Origin of the sequence: Kitasatospora sp. NPDC096147, from assembly GCF_044763225.1 — a bacterium.
GTDB lineage: Bacteria > Actinomycetota > Actinomycetes > Streptomycetales > Streptomycetaceae > Kitasatospora.
The window spans coordinates 168,325-184,032 of sequence record NZ_JBIWFX010000006.1; the positions used below are offsets into that span (position 1 = coordinate 168,325).

At 72.6% G+C, this 15,708-nt stretch carries 12 protein-coding genes and 1 tRNA gene; 9 read left to right on the forward strand and 4 right to left on the reverse strand.

Annotated features, from left to right (window positions below; all coding sequences use genetic code 11):
- The first annotated feature begins 139 nt into the window (after window positions 1-139).
- Complete coding sequence (locus ACIRBX_RS21030) at window positions 140-1,825, forward strand: choice-of-anchor P family protein (protein ID WP_402298569.1); 1,686 nt, start codon at window positions 140-142, stop codon at window positions 1,823-1,825.
- Window positions 1,826-1,926: 101 nt separating this feature from the next.
- On the opposite strand, the gene ACIRBX_RS21035 is transcribed toward ACIRBX_RS21030, so the two are convergent.
- Window positions 1,927-2,499 carry an NUDIX hydrolase gene (locus tag ACIRBX_RS21035; RefSeq protein ID WP_402298570.1) on the reverse strand — a complete coding sequence of 191 codons (573 nt, stop codon included), beginning with the start codon at window positions 2,497-2,499 and terminating at the stop codon, window positions 1,927-1,929.
- Window positions 2,496-3,998 carry a zinc-dependent metalloprotease gene (locus tag ACIRBX_RS21040; RefSeq protein ID WP_402298571.1) on the reverse strand — a complete coding sequence of 501 codons (1,503 nt, stop codon included), beginning with the start codon at window positions 3,996-3,998 and terminating at the stop codon, window positions 2,496-2,498. The genes ACIRBX_RS21035 and ACIRBX_RS21040 overlap by 4 nt, the downstream gene beginning before the upstream one ends.
- Before the next feature lie 183 nt (window positions 3,999-4,181).
- On the opposite strand from ACIRBX_RS21040, the gene ACIRBX_RS21045 reads away from it, so the two are divergent.
- The 4 genes from ACIRBX_RS21045 (at window position 4,182) to ACIRBX_RS21060 (ending at window position 7,376) form a co-directional block, all read left to right on the forward strand.
- On the forward strand, window positions 4,182-5,330 hold the full coding sequence (locus ACIRBX_RS21045) for an NAD-dependent epimerase/dehydratase family protein (protein ID WP_402298572.1): 1,149 nt from the start codon (window positions 4,182-4,184) through the stop codon (window positions 5,328-5,330).
- 94 nt (window positions 5,331-5,424) lie between these two features.
- Window positions 5,425-5,874 carry a molybdenum cofactor biosynthesis protein MoaE gene (locus ACIRBX_RS21050; protein WP_402298573.1) on the forward strand — a complete coding sequence of 150 codons (450 nt, stop codon included), beginning with the start codon at window positions 5,425-5,427 and terminating at the stop codon, window positions 5,872-5,874.
- Window positions 5,875-6,067: 193 nt separating this feature from the next.
- Entirely contained in the window at window positions 6,068-6,250 is a 183-nt protein-coding gene (locus ACIRBX_RS21055) for a hypothetical protein (protein WP_402298574.1), read from the forward strand.
- A gap of 43 nt (window positions 6,251-6,293) precedes the next feature.
- Window positions 6,294-7,376 (forward strand): PDZ domain-containing protein, encoded by a 1,083-nt coding sequence (locus ACIRBX_RS21060; RefSeq protein WP_402298575.1) that lies wholly within the window; start codon window positions 6,294-6,296, stop codon window positions 7,374-7,376.
- A 13-nt stretch (window positions 7,377-7,389) separates the two neighbouring features.
- Here ACIRBX_RS21060 and ACIRBX_RS21065 read toward each other — a convergent pair whose 3' ends face one another.
- A complete protein-coding gene (locus ACIRBX_RS21065) occupies window positions 7,390-7,947 on the reverse strand; it encodes a PPA1309 family protein (protein WP_402298576.1) in 558 nt (185 codons plus the stop codon).
- A gap of 238 nt (window positions 7,948-8,185) precedes the next feature.
- Here ACIRBX_RS21065 and ACIRBX_RS21070 point away from each other — a divergent pair, with 238 nt between their 5' ends.
- The 3 genes from ACIRBX_RS21070 (at window position 8,186) to ACIRBX_RS21080 (ending at window position 13,501) form a co-directional block, all read left to right on the forward strand.
- Window positions 8,186-11,098, forward strand: a complete 2,913-nt coding sequence (locus ACIRBX_RS21070; RefSeq protein ID WP_402298795.1) for a UPF0182 family protein — start codon at window positions 8,186-8,188, stop codon at window positions 11,096-11,098.
- 52 nt (window positions 11,099-11,150) lie between these two features.
- A tRNA-Met gene (locus ACIRBX_RS21075) sits at window positions 11,151-11,224 on the forward strand.
- A gap of 597 nt (window positions 11,225-11,821) precedes the next feature.
- Complete coding sequence (locus ACIRBX_RS21080; protein ID WP_402298796.1) at window positions 11,822-13,501, forward strand: tetratricopeptide repeat protein; 1,680 nt, start codon at window positions 11,822-11,824, stop codon at window positions 13,499-13,501.
- A gap of 156 nt (window positions 13,502-13,657) precedes the next feature.
- Here the strand turns inward: ACIRBX_RS21080 and ACIRBX_RS21085 are convergent, their stop codons facing one another.
- The gene (locus tag ACIRBX_RS21085) at window positions 13,658-14,074 is read right to left on the reverse strand and encodes a Fur family transcriptional regulator (protein WP_402298577.1); all 417 of its coding nucleotides are present in this window, start codon (window positions 14,072-14,074) and stop codon (window positions 13,658-13,660) included.
- A gap of 118 nt (window positions 14,075-14,192) precedes the next feature.
- On the opposite strand from ACIRBX_RS21085, the gene ACIRBX_RS21090 reads away from it, so the two are divergent.
- Window positions 14,193-15,668 carry a catalase gene (locus tag ACIRBX_RS21090; RefSeq protein ID WP_402298578.1) on the forward strand — a complete coding sequence of 492 codons (1,476 nt, stop codon included), beginning with the start codon at window positions 14,193-14,195 and terminating at the stop codon, window positions 15,666-15,668.
- Window positions 15,669-15,708: the final 40 nt, after the last annotated feature.

Genomic DNA, 15,708 nt, shown 5'->3' on the forward strand with positions numbered 1-15,708 from the left:
CGCCGCATCGGTGCGGGGTGGCTGCGGCGAGCGGGCGGGCGGCGGGAAGGGGAGCGGCATGAGGAGTTCCGGACCGAGGGGGGTTGTCACGGCACGCGGCGGGCCCGGTGGCCGCTGGCGGAGCCGGGCGGCGACGGCCGTGCTGGGCGTCGTCGCGCTGGCCGCCGGGTCGCTGGCCGCGGTCGCCCCGGCCGCGGCGAACGCGCCCGGCAGCCCGGGCACGCCGAGCGCGCCGGTGACCGTGTTCACCGAGGGGTTCGAGAACGGCCAGGGCGCGCCGGTCACGACGCTGACCGACTACACCGGCGCCCCGCCGACCGGCGAGCAGTACACCGCCGACCCGGCCTGGCTGACCGCCTGCAACGGCCTGATCGTCTCCGCCCAGGCCCCGGGCTCGCCGCCGCCCGGCGTCTACTGCGGCAGCTTCTGGGCGGCCAACAAGCAGATGGCCGCCGCGCTGGGCACCTGGGCGGGCGGCGACGCCGCCACCAACCACTCGCTCACCGCCTACACGGCCGGCGACCCGGGTGCCGGGCGCACCCAGCTGGAGACCGTGCAACCGATCCCGTTGGGCGCGCAGAACCGCTTCCTCACCTTCTCGGTGGACGCAGCCGCCCAGAACTGCTTCGCCAGCCACCCGCTGCTCGCCTTCTACCTGCTGGACGGAGGCACCCCGCGCGCCGCGTTCAGCTCGCCCATCGACCCCTGCCAGAATCCCGGGCAGGTCATCGGCGGCACCGCGGTGGGCACCTACGCCAGCAACGGCTCGGTCCTGTTCAGCGGTGATTCGGCCGGCATCCGGCTGGTCAACGAGCAGGCCAGCGGCGGCGGCAACGACGGCGCGGTCGACAACATCCGGCTGCTGGACGCCACCCCGCAGCTCGACCAGGCGTTCGCCCCCGCCCAGCTGCCCGTCGGCGCGCCCACCACGCTCACCTTCACCGTCACCAACACCAGTGAGCTGGCCGCCAAGAAGGGCTGGTCCTTCACCGCCCAGCTGCCCGCCGGCCTGGTCCTCGACCCGGCCGGCCCCACCACCGACTGCGGCCCCGACGCCACCGCCGTGAACGCGGGGCCGGGCACCGTAGCCGTGCACGGCGACCTGGCGGCCGGGCAGACCTCCTGCACCGCCACCGTCCGGCTGACCTCGCTCACCGGTGGCACCTACCAGGTGTGCGCCCCGGCGGTGACCGCCCGGATCGGCCTCGACCCGCCCGGCTGCACCTCGGTGACCTTCACCGCCCCGGTCTTTGACGCCCGGGCGCACGGCGTGCGGCTCACCTCCCCGCTGACCACCATCGGCCCGCTGCCCCTGTCCGCGCACTCCTGCACCCCGCTGCCGGGCGAGGACGCCGACGCGGTGCTCGGCGCCGGGCTCGGTGCCGTGGGCACCCTGGGCGCCCTCAGCACCGACGCCGCCGGCACCGTCGACCCCGACGGCACCCGCACGGCCTCGGCCCACGCCCAGGCCGCCGGGGTGAACCTGCTCGGCGGCCTGATCACCGCCGACCTGGTCGGCACCTCGGCCCGGGCCCGGCAGGCGCTCAGCACCGACGGGCCGGGCACGGTCACCACCGACGGCGCGACCACCCTGGTCAACCTGCGGGTCGCCGGGGTGAGCGTCTCGGCCGACGCGGCGCCGAACACCACCATCGGCCTCCCGCTGGTCGGCTCACTGGTCGTCAACCAGCAGACACCGCTGGCCGGCGGCAAGGGCACCCGCGTCACCGCGCTCTCGCTGACCCTGCTCACGGGGACCCGGCTGACCGTCGCCCAGAGCGGCGCGGCGCTGCTCACCACCGCCGACGCCTGCCCGGTGACCTGATCTCACGCCCCACCCCGGTGCCTCCTGCCCACAGCGCGGTCGCGCGGGCAGGAGGCACCAGGGGTGGGCGGGGGCGCCCGGAAGGTCCGGGCGGGAACGTCCTAAGCGGCCGTCAGTTTCCGGGCCAGCTCGACGAGTTCGCGCAGCGCGTCGTCGGTCGGCTCCGGCACGGCGTCCAGCGGGAACCAGCGCAGGTCCAGCGACTCCTCGCTGATCAGCTCCTGCGCCCCGGCCGGGGCCAGCGCGATGTACTGGACGTCCAGGTGGACGTTCTCCGGCCGGTCCTTGCCGGCGCAGCGGACGGTGTGCCGGTCCAGCTTCACCGGCACCGGCTCGCCCCCGACGGCCAGCAGCTCCAGCCCGGCGATGCCGGACTCCTCGGTGGCCTCGCGCAGCGCGGCGGCGGCCAGCGTGGCGTCACCGGGCTCGCAGTGGCCGCCCATCTGCAGCCAGAGGCCGACCTTGGGGTGCAGGGTCAGCAGCACCCGCCCGGCCGCCGGGTCGACCACCAGGGCGCTGGCGGTGATGTGGGCGGGCAGGCAGGAGCGCCACAGGCCCTCGGGCTCGGCGGCCAGGTGGGCCAGGTAGTCCTGCCGGAGCCGGTCCTGCCCGGTGTCGGCCACGGTCCAGTCGGTCAGCGCCCGGACCGCGTCCGCGTGCAGCGTGGTGCTCACTTGCCGTCCTCGCCCTTGCCCTCGTCGTTCTTGCCCTCGTCGTTCTTCGCGGTGCCGTCGGAGCCGGCCGCCGCCTCGCCGAGCATCTTGTCCAGCTCGGAGAAGTCGATGCCGCCCTCCAGCGAACCGCCGGTGCCGGGGTGGACGAAGCCGTCCGGGTCGTCCAGGTCGGCGGCGGTGGGCAGCATGTCGGGGTGCTGCCAGAGCGCGTCCCGGCCCTCCACGCCCCGGGCGTCGGCCAGCGAGGCCCAGAGCCGGGAGGCGTCCCGCAGGCGGCGCGGGCGCAGCTCCAGGCCGACCAGGGTGGCGAAGGTCTGCTCGGCCGGGCCGCCGGCCGCCCGGCGGCGGCGGACGGTCTCGCGCAGCGCGCCGGCCTGCGGCAGGTGCGGCTCGGCGGCGGCGTGCACCACCGCGTCCACCCAGCCCTCGACCAGCGCGAGCGCGGTCTCCAGCCGGGCCAGCGCGGCCTTCTGCTCGGGGGTGTCCTCGGGCTGGAGCAGTCCGTTGCCCAGGGCCTCCTGGAGCGCCTCGGGGTTGGCCGGGTCGAGCTGGCCGACCAGCTCCTCCATCCGGGTGGTGTCCACCTTGATGCCGCGCGCGTACGCCTCGACGGCGCCGAACAGGTGGGCCCGCAGCCACGGCACGTGGGCGAAGAGGCGCTGGTGGGCGGCCTCGCGCAGGGCCAGGTAGAGCCGGACCTCGTCGGCGGGCACGCTCAGGCCCTCGCCGAACTCGGCCACGTTCTGCGGCAGCAGCGCGGCCTTGCCGGCCGGGGCCAGCGGCAGGCCGACGTCGGTGGAGCCGACCACCTCGGCGGCCAGCGCGCCCAGCGCCTGGCCGATCTGGGTGCCGAACATCGCGCCGCCCATCGAGCGCATCATGCCCATCAGCGGCCCGGCCATCGCCTGCATCTCCTCGGGCAGCACGCCGCCCATGGCGTTGCCGACCCGCTCGGCCACCGGGTCCACCAGGTCCTTCCAGACCGGCAGGGTGGCCTCCACCCACTCGGCCCGGCTCCAGGCCACGGCGGTGCCGGCCCCGGACGGGAACTCGGTGGCGGAGTCCAGCCAGAGGTCGGCCAGCCGGACCGCTTCGGCCACCGCCGAGCGCTCGGCCGCGCTGACCGAGCGGTCCTTGCTCTTGCCCTCGGGCTGCTCGGCGACCACGGTCTGCCGGGCGATGTCCCGGGCCAGGTCCCAGTTGACCGGCCCGCCCTCGAAGGAGAGCATCTGGCCGAGCTGCTGGAAGGCGGCGCCGAGGTCGTTCGGGTTCAGGTTGCCGAACATCGCCCCGAACGGGTTGTCCCCAGGGGCGCCGGAGCCCGCACCGGGGGCGCCCATGCCGAAGAGTGCGCCGAACGGATTGGCCCCGCCGAAGCCGAAGGGCTGCTGCGGCGAGCCGCCGCCGGAGCTCTCGTCCTTCTTGTCCTTGTCGCCCTTGGCCTTGCCGTCCTCGGGCTCCTCGGGGGGAACGCCGAATCCGAAGGGAAGGTCGCTCACGGGGTCCTCGATCCGGTCGGCCGTCACGCAAGTGGTGTGGCGGGGGCTGCGAAGCCCGGGGAAAACCACCGGCGGGAACGCGGCCCGACCGCGCCGGGTGCACCGCCGGGGCCGTGCCTCGGGCAGGATGGACGTACAAGACACTCGTACGTACGCACATAAGCTAACCGTGGAGGATGGCCGGTGAGTTCCCCGCCCTCGGACGTTCGCTCTGGGCTGACCGGAGGAGAGGACGTCCCTGCCACCGCGGGTTCGCCGCCTCCAGCCTACGGCGGCAAGCCGTTGACCGTGGCCGTGACCGGCGCCGCCGGAGTGCTCGGGGAGCGGGTGGCCGCCCGGCTGGTCGCCTCCCCCTCGGTGCGCAAGGTGCTGGCGCTGGACGACCGGCGCGGTGAGGTGCCCGGGGTGCAGTGGCGGGTGCTGGACGTCCGTGACCCGGCGGTGGCCGAACGGCTGGCCGGGGTGGACGTGGTGGTGCACCTGGCGATGGACCTGGGCATGGAGTCCGACCCGCGCGCCCGGAGCGCGTACAACGTGCGGGGCGCGCAGACGGTGATCACCGCCGCTGCCGCCTCCGGGGTCTCCCGGGTGGTGCTCTGCACCTCGGCGATGGTCTACGGCGCGCTGCCGGACAACGAGGTGCCGCTGGCCGAGTCGGCCGAGCTGCGGGCCACCGAGGAGGCGTCGCTGGTCGGCGACCTGCTGGAGATCGAGCGGCTGGCCCGCCGGGCGCCCCGGGCGCACCCGGGGCTCCAGGTGACCGTGCTGCGGCCGGCCGTGGTGGTCGGCCCGGGCATCGACACGGTGCTGACCCGGCACTTCGAGGCGCCCCGGCTGCTGGTGGTGGCGGGCTCCCGGCCGTGCTGGCAGTTCTGCCACGTGGACGACCTGGCGGCGGCACTGGAGTACGCGGTGCTCGGCCTGGTCGAGGGCGAGGTGACGGTCGGCTGCGACGGCTGGCTGGAGCAGGAGGAGGTGGAGGCGCTCTCCGGCATCCGCCGGATGGAGCTGCCCGCCGCCCTGGCGCTGGGCACCGCCGCCCGGCTGCACCGGCTGGGCCTCACCCCGGCTCCGGCGGGCGACCTGGCGTACACCATGTACCCGTGGGTGGTCTCCGGCTCGCGGCTGTACGAGGCCGGCTGGCGGCCGGTGCACAGCAACGAGGAGGTGCTGGCCGAGCTGCTGGAGCAGGTCACGGGCAAGCACGCGGTGGCCGGGCGGCGGCTCGGCGGCAAGGAGGCGACGGCCGGGCTGGGCGCGGCGGGCGCGACCGTGGCGCTGGTCGGCACGGCGGCCCTGGTGCGGCAGATGCGCAAGCGGCGGCGGATCTGACGGAGCGTCGGCCGAGCGAGGGACTTCCGCAGAGCGGAATGCTCCAATCGTGATGCGGAAGGGCCTTGTCGCGGGCCCGGGGGGATGAGGAATCATGGGGAGCATGTCCGAGAACCACGACCCCATCCGCCTGCTGGCGATCCGTGAGACCCCGCTCTCGCTGGACGAGGTGTACGAAGCGGTCGGTGACGACGCGGCCGGCGGCACCACGGTCTTCGTCGGCACCGTGCGGGACCACGACGGCGGCAAGTCGGTCTCCGCGCTGGAGTACAGCGCGCACCCGAGCGCCGAGGCGGAGATGCGCCGGATCGCCGAGAAGATCGTCGCCGAGTTCCCGGTCCGGGCGCTCGCCGCGGTGCACCGGGTGGGCCGGCTGGAGATCACCGACAAGGCGGTGATCGTGGCCGTCTCCTGCCCGCACCGGGGCGAGGCGTTCGCGGCGGCCCGGCGGCTGATCGACGACCTCAAGCACGAGGTGCCGATCTGGAAGCACCAGGTCTTCGCCGACGGCGAGGAGGAGTGGGTCGGCGCCGGCTCCTGCTGACGGCCGGTCACCCCGCACGCCCGCGCCCGCTCACCCGTCCGGTCGCCCCGGGGCACGTTCGGGCGCACCCGGTCCTACGAATACTCCGCCGAGCTGAGTGCGATCCCCGTGCCGTAACCCGAATGGCGCCGTCACCGTTGGACTCCCGGGTGGTTAATCTGCTCATACGAACGACGAGCTGGGAGTTGGGGACATGGCTGCGCTCGCCTGGTTGATCATTCCTGTGGTGGCGGCGCTCTGCGCCATGGTCTGGGCCGGCTGGGCCGCCCGCACGCCCCGGGCCACCGGGGACCCGGCCTCGCTCGCGGAGCACCAGCGGTTCAAGGCGGCGATGGAGCGCAGCACCTCCGGCGGTGGCGGCGAACGGGACCGGTGACCCGGGCGGCACGGAGGGGGGTCCGTCCCGTACTGTCGGTCCCATGCCACGCCGCTCCGCGACGATGCTCGCCGCCACCCTGCTGCTGATAGCACTGCTCTGCGCGTCGGTCTTGATGAAGGTGCCGTACACGGAGATGAGCCCCGGCCCGACGTACAACACGCTCGGGATGCAGGAGAACAGCGACAAGCCGGTGATCCAGATCACCGGGCACGAGAGCTACCCGACCAGCGGGCACCTGAACATGACGACGGTTCAGGTGACGGGCGCCAAGTACGAGCCCAGCCTGGTCTCGGCGGTGGTCGGCTGGCTGCGTGGCGACGTCCTGGTGGTGCCGCACGGCAACGTCTACCCCGAGGGGCAGACCGACCAGGAGGCGCAGCAGCAGAACGCGGAGGAGTTCGCCTCCTCCGAGGACAGCGCCAAGACCGCCGCGCTGAACCAGCTGGGCATCCCGATCGGCTCCGAGGTGGTCGTCAACTCCGTGGTGGCGGGGGGACCGTCGGACGGCAAGCTGCACGCGGGCGACCGGATCATCGCGGTGGACGGCACCACCATCACCAGCGACAGCCAGGTGGCCGAGCTGGTCACCAAGCACAAGCCGGGCGAGGACGTGGTCTTCACCGTGCTGCCGAAGGGCACGGACGGGGCCGCCGCGAACCAGGCCGACCAGCAGCGGATCACCGTCACCACCGCCAAGGCGCCGGACTCCGACCGGGCGATCGTGGGCATCCGCCCCCGGGTGAACCACACCTACCCGTTCAAGATCGAGATCGGGCTGCAGGACGTCGGCGGCCCGAGCGCCGGGCTGATGTTCGCGCTCGGCATCGTGGACAAGCTGACCCCGACCGACCTGACCGGCGGGAAGTTCGTGGCCGGCACCGGCACCATCACCGACGAGGGCAGGGTCGGTCCGATCGGCGGCATCTCGATGAAGCTGATCGCCGCCCGGGACAAGGGCGCCCAGTACTTCTTCACCCCGGCCGACAACTGCGCCGAGGCGTCCAAGAACACGCCGGAGGGCCTCCGCCTGGTGAAGGCGGAGACCCTCGACAGCGCACTGAAGTCGCTGGACCTGATCCGGGAGGGCAAGCCGGACGGGCTGCCGTCCTGCACCGCCTCCTGACCGGGCGTCAGCCTCAGGAGAAGGTGGCGAGCAGCGCCTCGGTCAGGCCGGGCACCAGGTCCGGGCCGGTCAGCACCTCGCGGGCGACGTCCTTGGAGCGCAGCCGCAGCGCGATCTCCTTCTTGCCGTCGCGCAGCACGGCCGCGGTGATCCGGACCTCCTCGCGGTTCGGCTGGTTGGCCGCCCACTCGGCGATCTGGGCCTCGGTGGCGTTCTTCGGGCGGGTCTGCTCGGCGCCCGGCGGCAGCATCTGACGCTCCACCACCAGCGCGCAGCCGGCCACCTGGTCGGGCCAGGCGATGGTGCCGAGGAACTTGTCCAGCTCCATGCCGGCGGGCAGCTCGTCCTGCTCGACCGGGGTCAGCCCGTCGTCGGCGGCGGTCAGCCCGAGCTGCTTGGCCAGCCTCGGGTCCTGACGGCGCAGGGCGGCGCTGTCGACCAGCGCGAACAGCCGGGTCGGCAGGTCCCAGCCGAGGGTGGCGGCGTACTCGTCGATCTCCAGCGCGGCGCGGGTCAGCGGGGAGGCGGCGGGGGGCTTGCCGCCGGCCAGGGCATCAAGGGCATCGGACATGGCTCCATCCTCACACGGCGGCGGGGACGCTCCGCGCAGGCGAGGGCGTGGTCCGGGACCGCCCCGCGGCGGGCGCCCGGCCCGGGAGTGGACCGGACGGAGTAGGCAGGGGCCGGGGTTACGCCGGGCGAAGTCGTGGTGAACCGTGGGAACTCAGGTAAAGAGCCATTAAGTTGCATGGAGACCCGCCCGAAACCTGACGACACGACACACCAGAGGTGCCCCCTTGGTTTTCCAGATGCCGGACCGCCCGCAAGGCCCGGGCTTCCGCGCCAGAGTCGGCCCGCCCTCCCGCCGCACCCGCGTGCTCCTGCTGACCGCAGGCGTGCTCGCCGTGCTGTTCCTACTGTTCGTGATGTTCGCGGGTCTGTGGACGGACTGGCTCTGGTTCAAGTCGCTCCACTACTCCTCGGTCTTCACCTCCCAGCTCTGGACCAAGATCGGCCTGTTCGCCGTCTTCGGCCTGGCGATGGCGCTGGTGGTCGGCCTGAACGTCTGGCTGGCGCACCGGCTCCGCCCGCCGCTGGCCGCGATGTCGGTCGAGCAGCAGAGCCTGGACCGCTACCGGATGGGCGTCGCCCCGTACCGCAAGTGGCTGCTGATCGCGGTCTCGCTGCTCACCGGCCTGGTGGCCGGCGCCGCCGCCGCCGGGCAGTGGCGGACCTGGATGCTGTGGACCAACCAGACGCCGTTCGGGGTGAAGGACAGTCAGTTCCACCTGGACGTCTCGTTCTACGCCTTCGAGCTGCCCTGGTACGAGTTCGTGCTCGGCTTCGCGTTCAGCGCGGTGATCGTCTCGCTGCTGGCCGCCACGCTGGTGCACTACCTCTACGGCGGTCTGCGCCTGCAGGGCCCCGGCCGCAAGGCCAGCCCGGGCGCGCAGGGCCACCTGGCGGTGCTGCTCGGCGTGTTCGTGCTGCTGAAGGCCGTCGCGTACTGGCTGGACCGGTACGCGCTGGCGGTGAAGTCCGGTGCATACAAGGGCGTCGACGGCTGGACCGGGCTGCGCTACGTGGACGCGAACGCGTTCCTGCCGGCCAAGACCATCCTGTTCTTCGTCGCCATCATCTGCGCGGCGCTGTTCTTCCTCACCCCGATCCGCAAGACCTGGGCCCCGGCCCTGATCGGCTTCGGGCTGATGGCGCTCTCGGCGGTGCTGATCGGCGGGCTCTACCCGGCGATCGTGCAGCAGTTCCAGGTCAAGCCGAACGAGCAGGCCAAGGAGACGCCGTACATCCAGAAGAACATCGACGCCACCCGGCAGGCGTACGGCATCGCCGACAGTGACACCCAGCAGTACTCGCCGAAGGCGTCCACCTCGACCGAGGCGCTCAAGCAGGACGCGCAGACCATCGCCGACATCCGGCTGCTGGACCCGAACGTGGTCTCGCCGACCTTCCAGCAGATCGAGCAGCAGCGGTCGTACTACAAGTTCCCGAAGACCCTGGACGTCGACCGGTACAACAACGGGCAGGCCGGCGGCCAGGACACCGTGATCGGTCTGCGCGAGCTGGACCTGAACGGCGTCCAGCAGCGGAACTGGATCAACGACCACTTCAAGTACACCCACGGCTACGGCGTCGTCTCGGCCAAGGGCAACCAGGTCAACGACAAGGGCCAGCCGGTCTTCACCGAATCCGGCCTGCCGTCCACCGGTGCGCTGGGCGACTACCAGCAGCGGATCTACTACGGCGAGGAGACCAAGACCTACTCCATCGTCGGCGGCTCCAACGAGGAGATCGACTACTCCACCGACAACGGTGACAAGACCTACAAGTACACCGGCGCCAGCGGGGTCTCGCTGGACAACCCGTTCACCCGGGCCGCCTACGCGGTGCGCTTCGCCGAGCCGCAGATCCTCTACGCCGGTGCCATCACCGACGGCGCCAAGGTGATCTACGACCGGACCCCGAAGGAGCGGGTGGAGAAGGTCGCCCCGTGGCTGTCGATCGACGCCGACCCGTACCCGGTGGTGCAGGACGGCAAGCTGGTCTGGGTGCTGGACGGCTACACCACCTCGGACGGCTACCCGTTCGCCTCCAAGACCACCCTGGGCGACGTCACCAAGGACTCGCTGACCGACCAGCGCGGGCGCACGCTCACCACGGTCAACAAGGTCAACTACATCCGGAACTCGGTGAAGGCGACCGTGGACGCCTACACCGGTGAGGTGACGCTCTACCAGTGGGACGACGCCGACCCGGTGCTGAAGACCTGGATGAAGGCCTTCCCCGGCACCGTCGAGGCCAAGGACAAGATCCCGGCCACGCTGATGCCGCACCTGCGGTACCCGCAGGACATGTTCAAGGTGCAGCGCGACCTGCTGGGCCAGTACCACATGACGGACGCCAACTCCTTCTTCAACGGCACCGACATCTGGCAGGTCCCGGTCGACCCGACCACCAACTCCGGTGACGTGCAGCCGCCGTACTACATGACGGTGCGGATGCCGGAGGCGGCGCAGGCGAGCTTCTCGCTGACCACCACCTTCGTGCCCAGCAAGCGGGACAACCTGGCCGCCTTCATGGCCGTCAGCGCCGACCCGGGGCCCGAGTACGGGAAGATCCGCATCCTCAAGGTGCCCGGTGACTCCAACACGCTCGGCCCCAAGCTGGTGCAGTCGCAGTTCAACTCCAACGCCGACGTGGCGAACAAGCTGAACACGCTGAAGATCGGCGGCGACTCCGAGGTCGAGTACGGCAACCTGCTGACCCTCCCGGTCGGTGGCGGCCTGCTCAACATCGAGCCGGTCTACGTGCGCGGCCGAGGCGCCAACTACCCGGTGCTCCAGCGGGTGTTGGCGGTCTACGGGAACGACAACGTGGCCTTCGAGAGCACCCTGGAGGAGGCGCTGAAGAAGGTGCTCGGCAATGCGACCACCGGCACCACGCCGACCGCGCCGACCACCCCGGGGACCACCACCCCGACGCCCAACCCGGGCACCACCACGCCCACGCCGACGCCCTCGCCCTCGCCCAGTCCGGGCACCGGCAGCCCGTCGCAGCAGCAGGCGGTGGCCGACGCGCAGAAGGCCTTCAACGACATGGAGCAGGCGCGCAAGGATGGCGACTGGGCCAAGTACGGCGAGGCCCAGAAGGCGCTGAAGGCCGCCCTGGACGCCGCCACGGCGGCGCAGCCGAAGGCCGGATGACCATGGATTGACGATCTGCTCCGCCCCCGTGCTACGGTTGTGCACACAACGACGCGGGGTGGAGCAGCTCGGTAGCTCGCTGGGCTCATAACCCAGAGGTCGCAGGTTCAAATCCTGTCCCCGCTACTCTGAACCGAAGGCCCGGAGATTCATCTCCGGGCCTTCGGTGCTTCCCGGGAGCTGAACTCCCGTCAAATGGGCTCACCCGTCCGGGTCGTGCTCCGGTACGATGCGTCCCCGGGGTTTGTGGGGGGCAAGTGTCGGGAAATCGACAAAGCGCTGAAGCAATCTCGCCGGGCTTCGGCCCGCTCCCGCCAAACCTGGCCGGGGCAGGTGTACGCGGGTTGCGGGTGATGCGACGATGGAGCATGTGGGGGACGCCGTACGGCCGTTGACTCCCATGCCCCGGGGAGGTCGCCGTCACAGCCTCGTCGTCCCCGGCGGATGCCGCGGCACTCGGGGGAATCGGGAGTCGGCATGAGGCTGATCGGAAGGAACGATCCGGACAGAGCGGGCACGTCGGCCGTGGGGGCGGTCGACACCGAGGCGTGGGCGCAGAGCGAGGAGCCGGCCGCCGCGCTGCCGGCCCAGCGCACCAGCGGCCTGACGGTGCCCCGGGAGGCCGGCTACGGACCCGACAGCCTGGTCCGGGTGCCCGCCCGGCAGTTCGCGCCCGCCGCCGGCAGCTACACCGCGCCCGCCGACGGGCCCGAGTCCGACCCGATGAGCTTCGAGACCGCCCTGGCCGCCCGCGAGCAGGCCGCGCTCGAGGTGAGGCACCGTCAGGCCGCCGACGACGGCGACCCGAACGCGGCCAGCCAGCTCGGCGCGCTGCTGCTGCGCCGGGGTGACCTGGAGGACGCCGAGCCCTACCTGCGCAGCGCCGCCTCGGCCGGTCTGCGGGCCGCCGCCAACAACCTCGGCGTGCTGCTCCACCAGCGCGGCCACCGGGCCGAGGCCGCCCAGTGGTGGCGGCAGGCGGCGGTGGCCGGCTCGGCCCCGGCCGCGCACGCGCTCGGGCTCCAACTCCGGGATCAGGGCGAGGAGGAGGCGGCCGAGTACTGGCTGCACTTCGCCGCCGAGCACGGTCACCCGCTCGGCGCCTACGCGCTGGGCGACCTGATGGAGCACCGGCGCGACGTGCGCGCCGAGCGCTGGTTCAAGGTCTCCGCCGACGCCGGCCACCGGGAGGCGGCCTACCGGCTGGCCCGGATGCGGGAGGCGGCGGGCGACAAGGAGACCGCCGAGACCTGGTACCGCACCGCCGCCGCCCGCAGCCACGCCCGCGCGGGGCTGCGGCTCGGCGTGCTGCTGGAGGAGCGCGGCGACCTGGACGAGGCGGCGCGCTGGTACCGGCAGGCGGCGCAGAACGGTGAGGCGCGCGCCGCCTGCGCGCTGGGCTTCCTGCACCGCGACGCGGGTGACCTGACGCTGGCCGCCGAGTGGTGGCAGGAGGCCGCCGAGGCCGGCGACGGGAACGCCGCCAACGCGCTCGGCGCCCTGCACGCCGGCCGGGGCGAGGCGGTGGAGGCCGAGCGCTGGTACCGCCTCGCCCTGGAGGCGGGTGACCAGAACGGCGCCTTCAACCTCGGGCTGCTCTGCGCGGCGGCCGGGCGCGAGTCGCAGGCCGAGCAGTGGTACCGGCGCGCGGCCTACGCCGGGCACCGGGAGGCGTGCAACGCGCTGGCCGTGGTGCTGCTCCAGCGCGGCGACGAGTCCGGCGCCGAGCCGTGGTTCTCCAAGGCCGCCGAGGCGGGCAGCGTGGACGGGGCGTTCAACCTGGGGGTGCTGCACGCCGGGCGCGGGGAGCAGCAGCAGGCGCACGAGTGGTACGCGCGCGCCGCGGCGGAGGGGCACGGCGAGGCCGCGCTCCAGCTGGCCGTGGTGCAGGAGCAGCGCGGCCAGCTGACGGGTGCCCTGGAGCGCTACCGGCAGGCGGCGGCGGGCGGTTCGGCCGAGGGCTGCTTCCGGCTGGCCTCGCTGCTGGACCGGCGCGGCGACGCGGACGCCGAGGCCGAGCACTGGTACGCGGTCGCGGCCGACGCCGGGCACCGCCGGGCGCAGGTCCGGATGGGCGTGCGGGCCGCCGAGCGCGGCGCGCTGGAGATCGCCGAGAGCTGGTACCGGCGGGCGGCGGAGGCCGGCAGCCGCAGCGCCGCCTTCAACCTCGGCCTGCTGCTGGCCCGTCAGGACCAGGAGGCCGAGGCGGTCGGCTGGTACACCCTGGCCGCTGACGCCGGTCACGGCCGGGCCGCCCTGCGGCTGGCCCTGCTGGCCCTGCGCCGGGGCGAGCCGGTCCAGGCCGAGTCCTGGTGCCTCCGGGCCGCCGACTACGGCCCCCCGGAGGTCACCGAACGGGCCGCCCGCCTGCTCGGTGCGCTGCACACGGACCTCAGCGCCTGAGGCCGACCGCCGGGCAGGTGCGGACCCGGGGGCGCGAGGGACTGCGCACAGGGGAACGGCAACGGGTGCACCTGGCTGACGGTGGTTCGGTCGCGGCCGGGCGGCCTTCCGGAGCGCGCGGTTCCTCGCGCCCCCGCGGCTTCCCCTACCGGGCCGTCAGGCCTGACTGCACGTAGGACAGAGGCCTCGGTAGGTGACTTCGGCCGCCGAGATGACATAGCCGAAGCGCTCGGCTGCGGGGAGCGCGGCGATCAGGTCACCCTGGGGGTGGACGTCGCGGATGGAGCCGCAACCCGAGCAGATGAGGTGCTGGTGGGCGTGCCGCGCGTTGGGGTCGTAGCGCTTGGCGCGCCCGTCCGTGGAGACCTCCAGCACCTCGCCGAGGGAGACCATCTCGCCCAGCGTGTTGTAGACCGTGGCGCGGCTGATCTCGGGGAGGCGGGTCACCGCCCGGGCGTGCACCTCGTCGGCGGTGAGGTGCACGTGGTCGCCGTCGAGGACCTCGGCCACCACACGACGCTGCGAGGTCATGCGCCAGCCGCGTCCGCGAAGTCTTTCCAACAGGTCACTCATGCCAACAGGGTAAGCCCTGTTCTCGACTTGGTTCCAGTGTTGACTTAGACAAAGTCCAAGCTAGGATCGAGCCGAAGCTTAGGCACGGTACGACCGGATCACGCGGAGGCATCCCGACATGACCACCCAGAGCGAGCGGCCTATCCTCACCACGGAGGCCGGTGCGCCGGTCTCGGACAACCAGAACACCGAGACCGCGGGTGTGGGCGGACCGGCGCTGGTCCAGGACCAGCTGCTGTTCGAGAAGCTCGCGCACTTCAACCGCGAGCGCATCCCGGAGCGCGTGGTGCACGCCCGCGGCGCCGGCGCCTACGGCACCTTCACCGTCACGGCGGACGTGACCCCGTACACCCGGGCGAAGTTCCTCTCCGAGATCGGCAAGCAGACCGAGACCTTCATCCGCTTCTCCACCGTCGCGGGCAACCTCGGGTCGGCCGACGCGGTCCGCGACCCGCGCGGCTGGGCGCTGAAGTTCTACACCGAGGAGGGCAACTACGACCTCGTCGGCAACAACACCCCGATCTTCTTCATCAAGGACGCGGTGAAGTTCCCGGACTTCATCCACACCCAGAAGCGCGACCCGTACACCGGCTCGCAGGAGGCGGACAACGTCTGGGACTTCTGGGGCCTCTCGCCCGAGTCGACCCACCAGGTGACCTGGCTGTTCGGCGACCGCGGCATCCCGGCGTCCTACCGCCACATGAACGGCTACGGCTCGCACACCTTCCAGTGGGAGAACGAGGCCGGCGAGTACTTCTGGGTGAAGTACCACTTCAAGACCGACCAGGGCATCAAGAACCTCACCGCGGCCGAGGCCGCCGTGCTGGCCGGCGAGGACCCGGACAGCCACCAGCGGGACCTGCGCACCGCGATCGAGAACGGCGACTTCCCGACCTGGACCGTGCAGGTGCAGATCATGCCGGCGGCCGACGCGGCGAACTACCGCTTCAACCCGTTCGACCTGACCAAGGTCTGGCCGCACGCGGACTACCCGCCGATCGAGATCGGCAAGCTGGAGCTCAACCGGAACCCCGACAACGTCTTCGCCGAGGTCGAGCAGTCGATCTTCTCGCCGGCCCACTTCGTGCCGGGCATCGGCCCGTCGCCGGACAAGATGCTGCAGGGCCGCCTGTTCGGCTACGGCGACGCGCACCGCTACCGGGTCGGCATCAACGCCGACCACCTGCCGGTGAACCGCCCGCACGCCACCGAGGCGAACACCAACAGCCGGGACGGCCACCTCTACGACGGCCGGCACGGCCGGGCGAAGAACTACGAGCCGAACTCCTTCGGCGGCCCGGTGCAGATCGACCGGCCGCTCTGGGCCTCGGTGCCGCTGACCGGTGCCACCGGTGAGAGCGCGGCCCCGTCGCACCTGGAGGACAACGACTACGTCCAGGCCGGCACCCTCTACCGCCTCTTCTCGGAGGACGAGAAGGCCCGCCTGATCGCCAACCTCAGCGGCTTCATCGCCAAGGTCTCGGCCGACCGCGACGACATCGTCGAGCGCGCGGTGAACAACTTCCGCCAGGCCGACGCCGACTTCGGCCAGCGCCTGCAGGACGCCGTCCAGGAGCTGCGCAAGCAGAACTGACGGACGGTCACAGACCGCGGGCCCCGGGGGTGTTCGATCA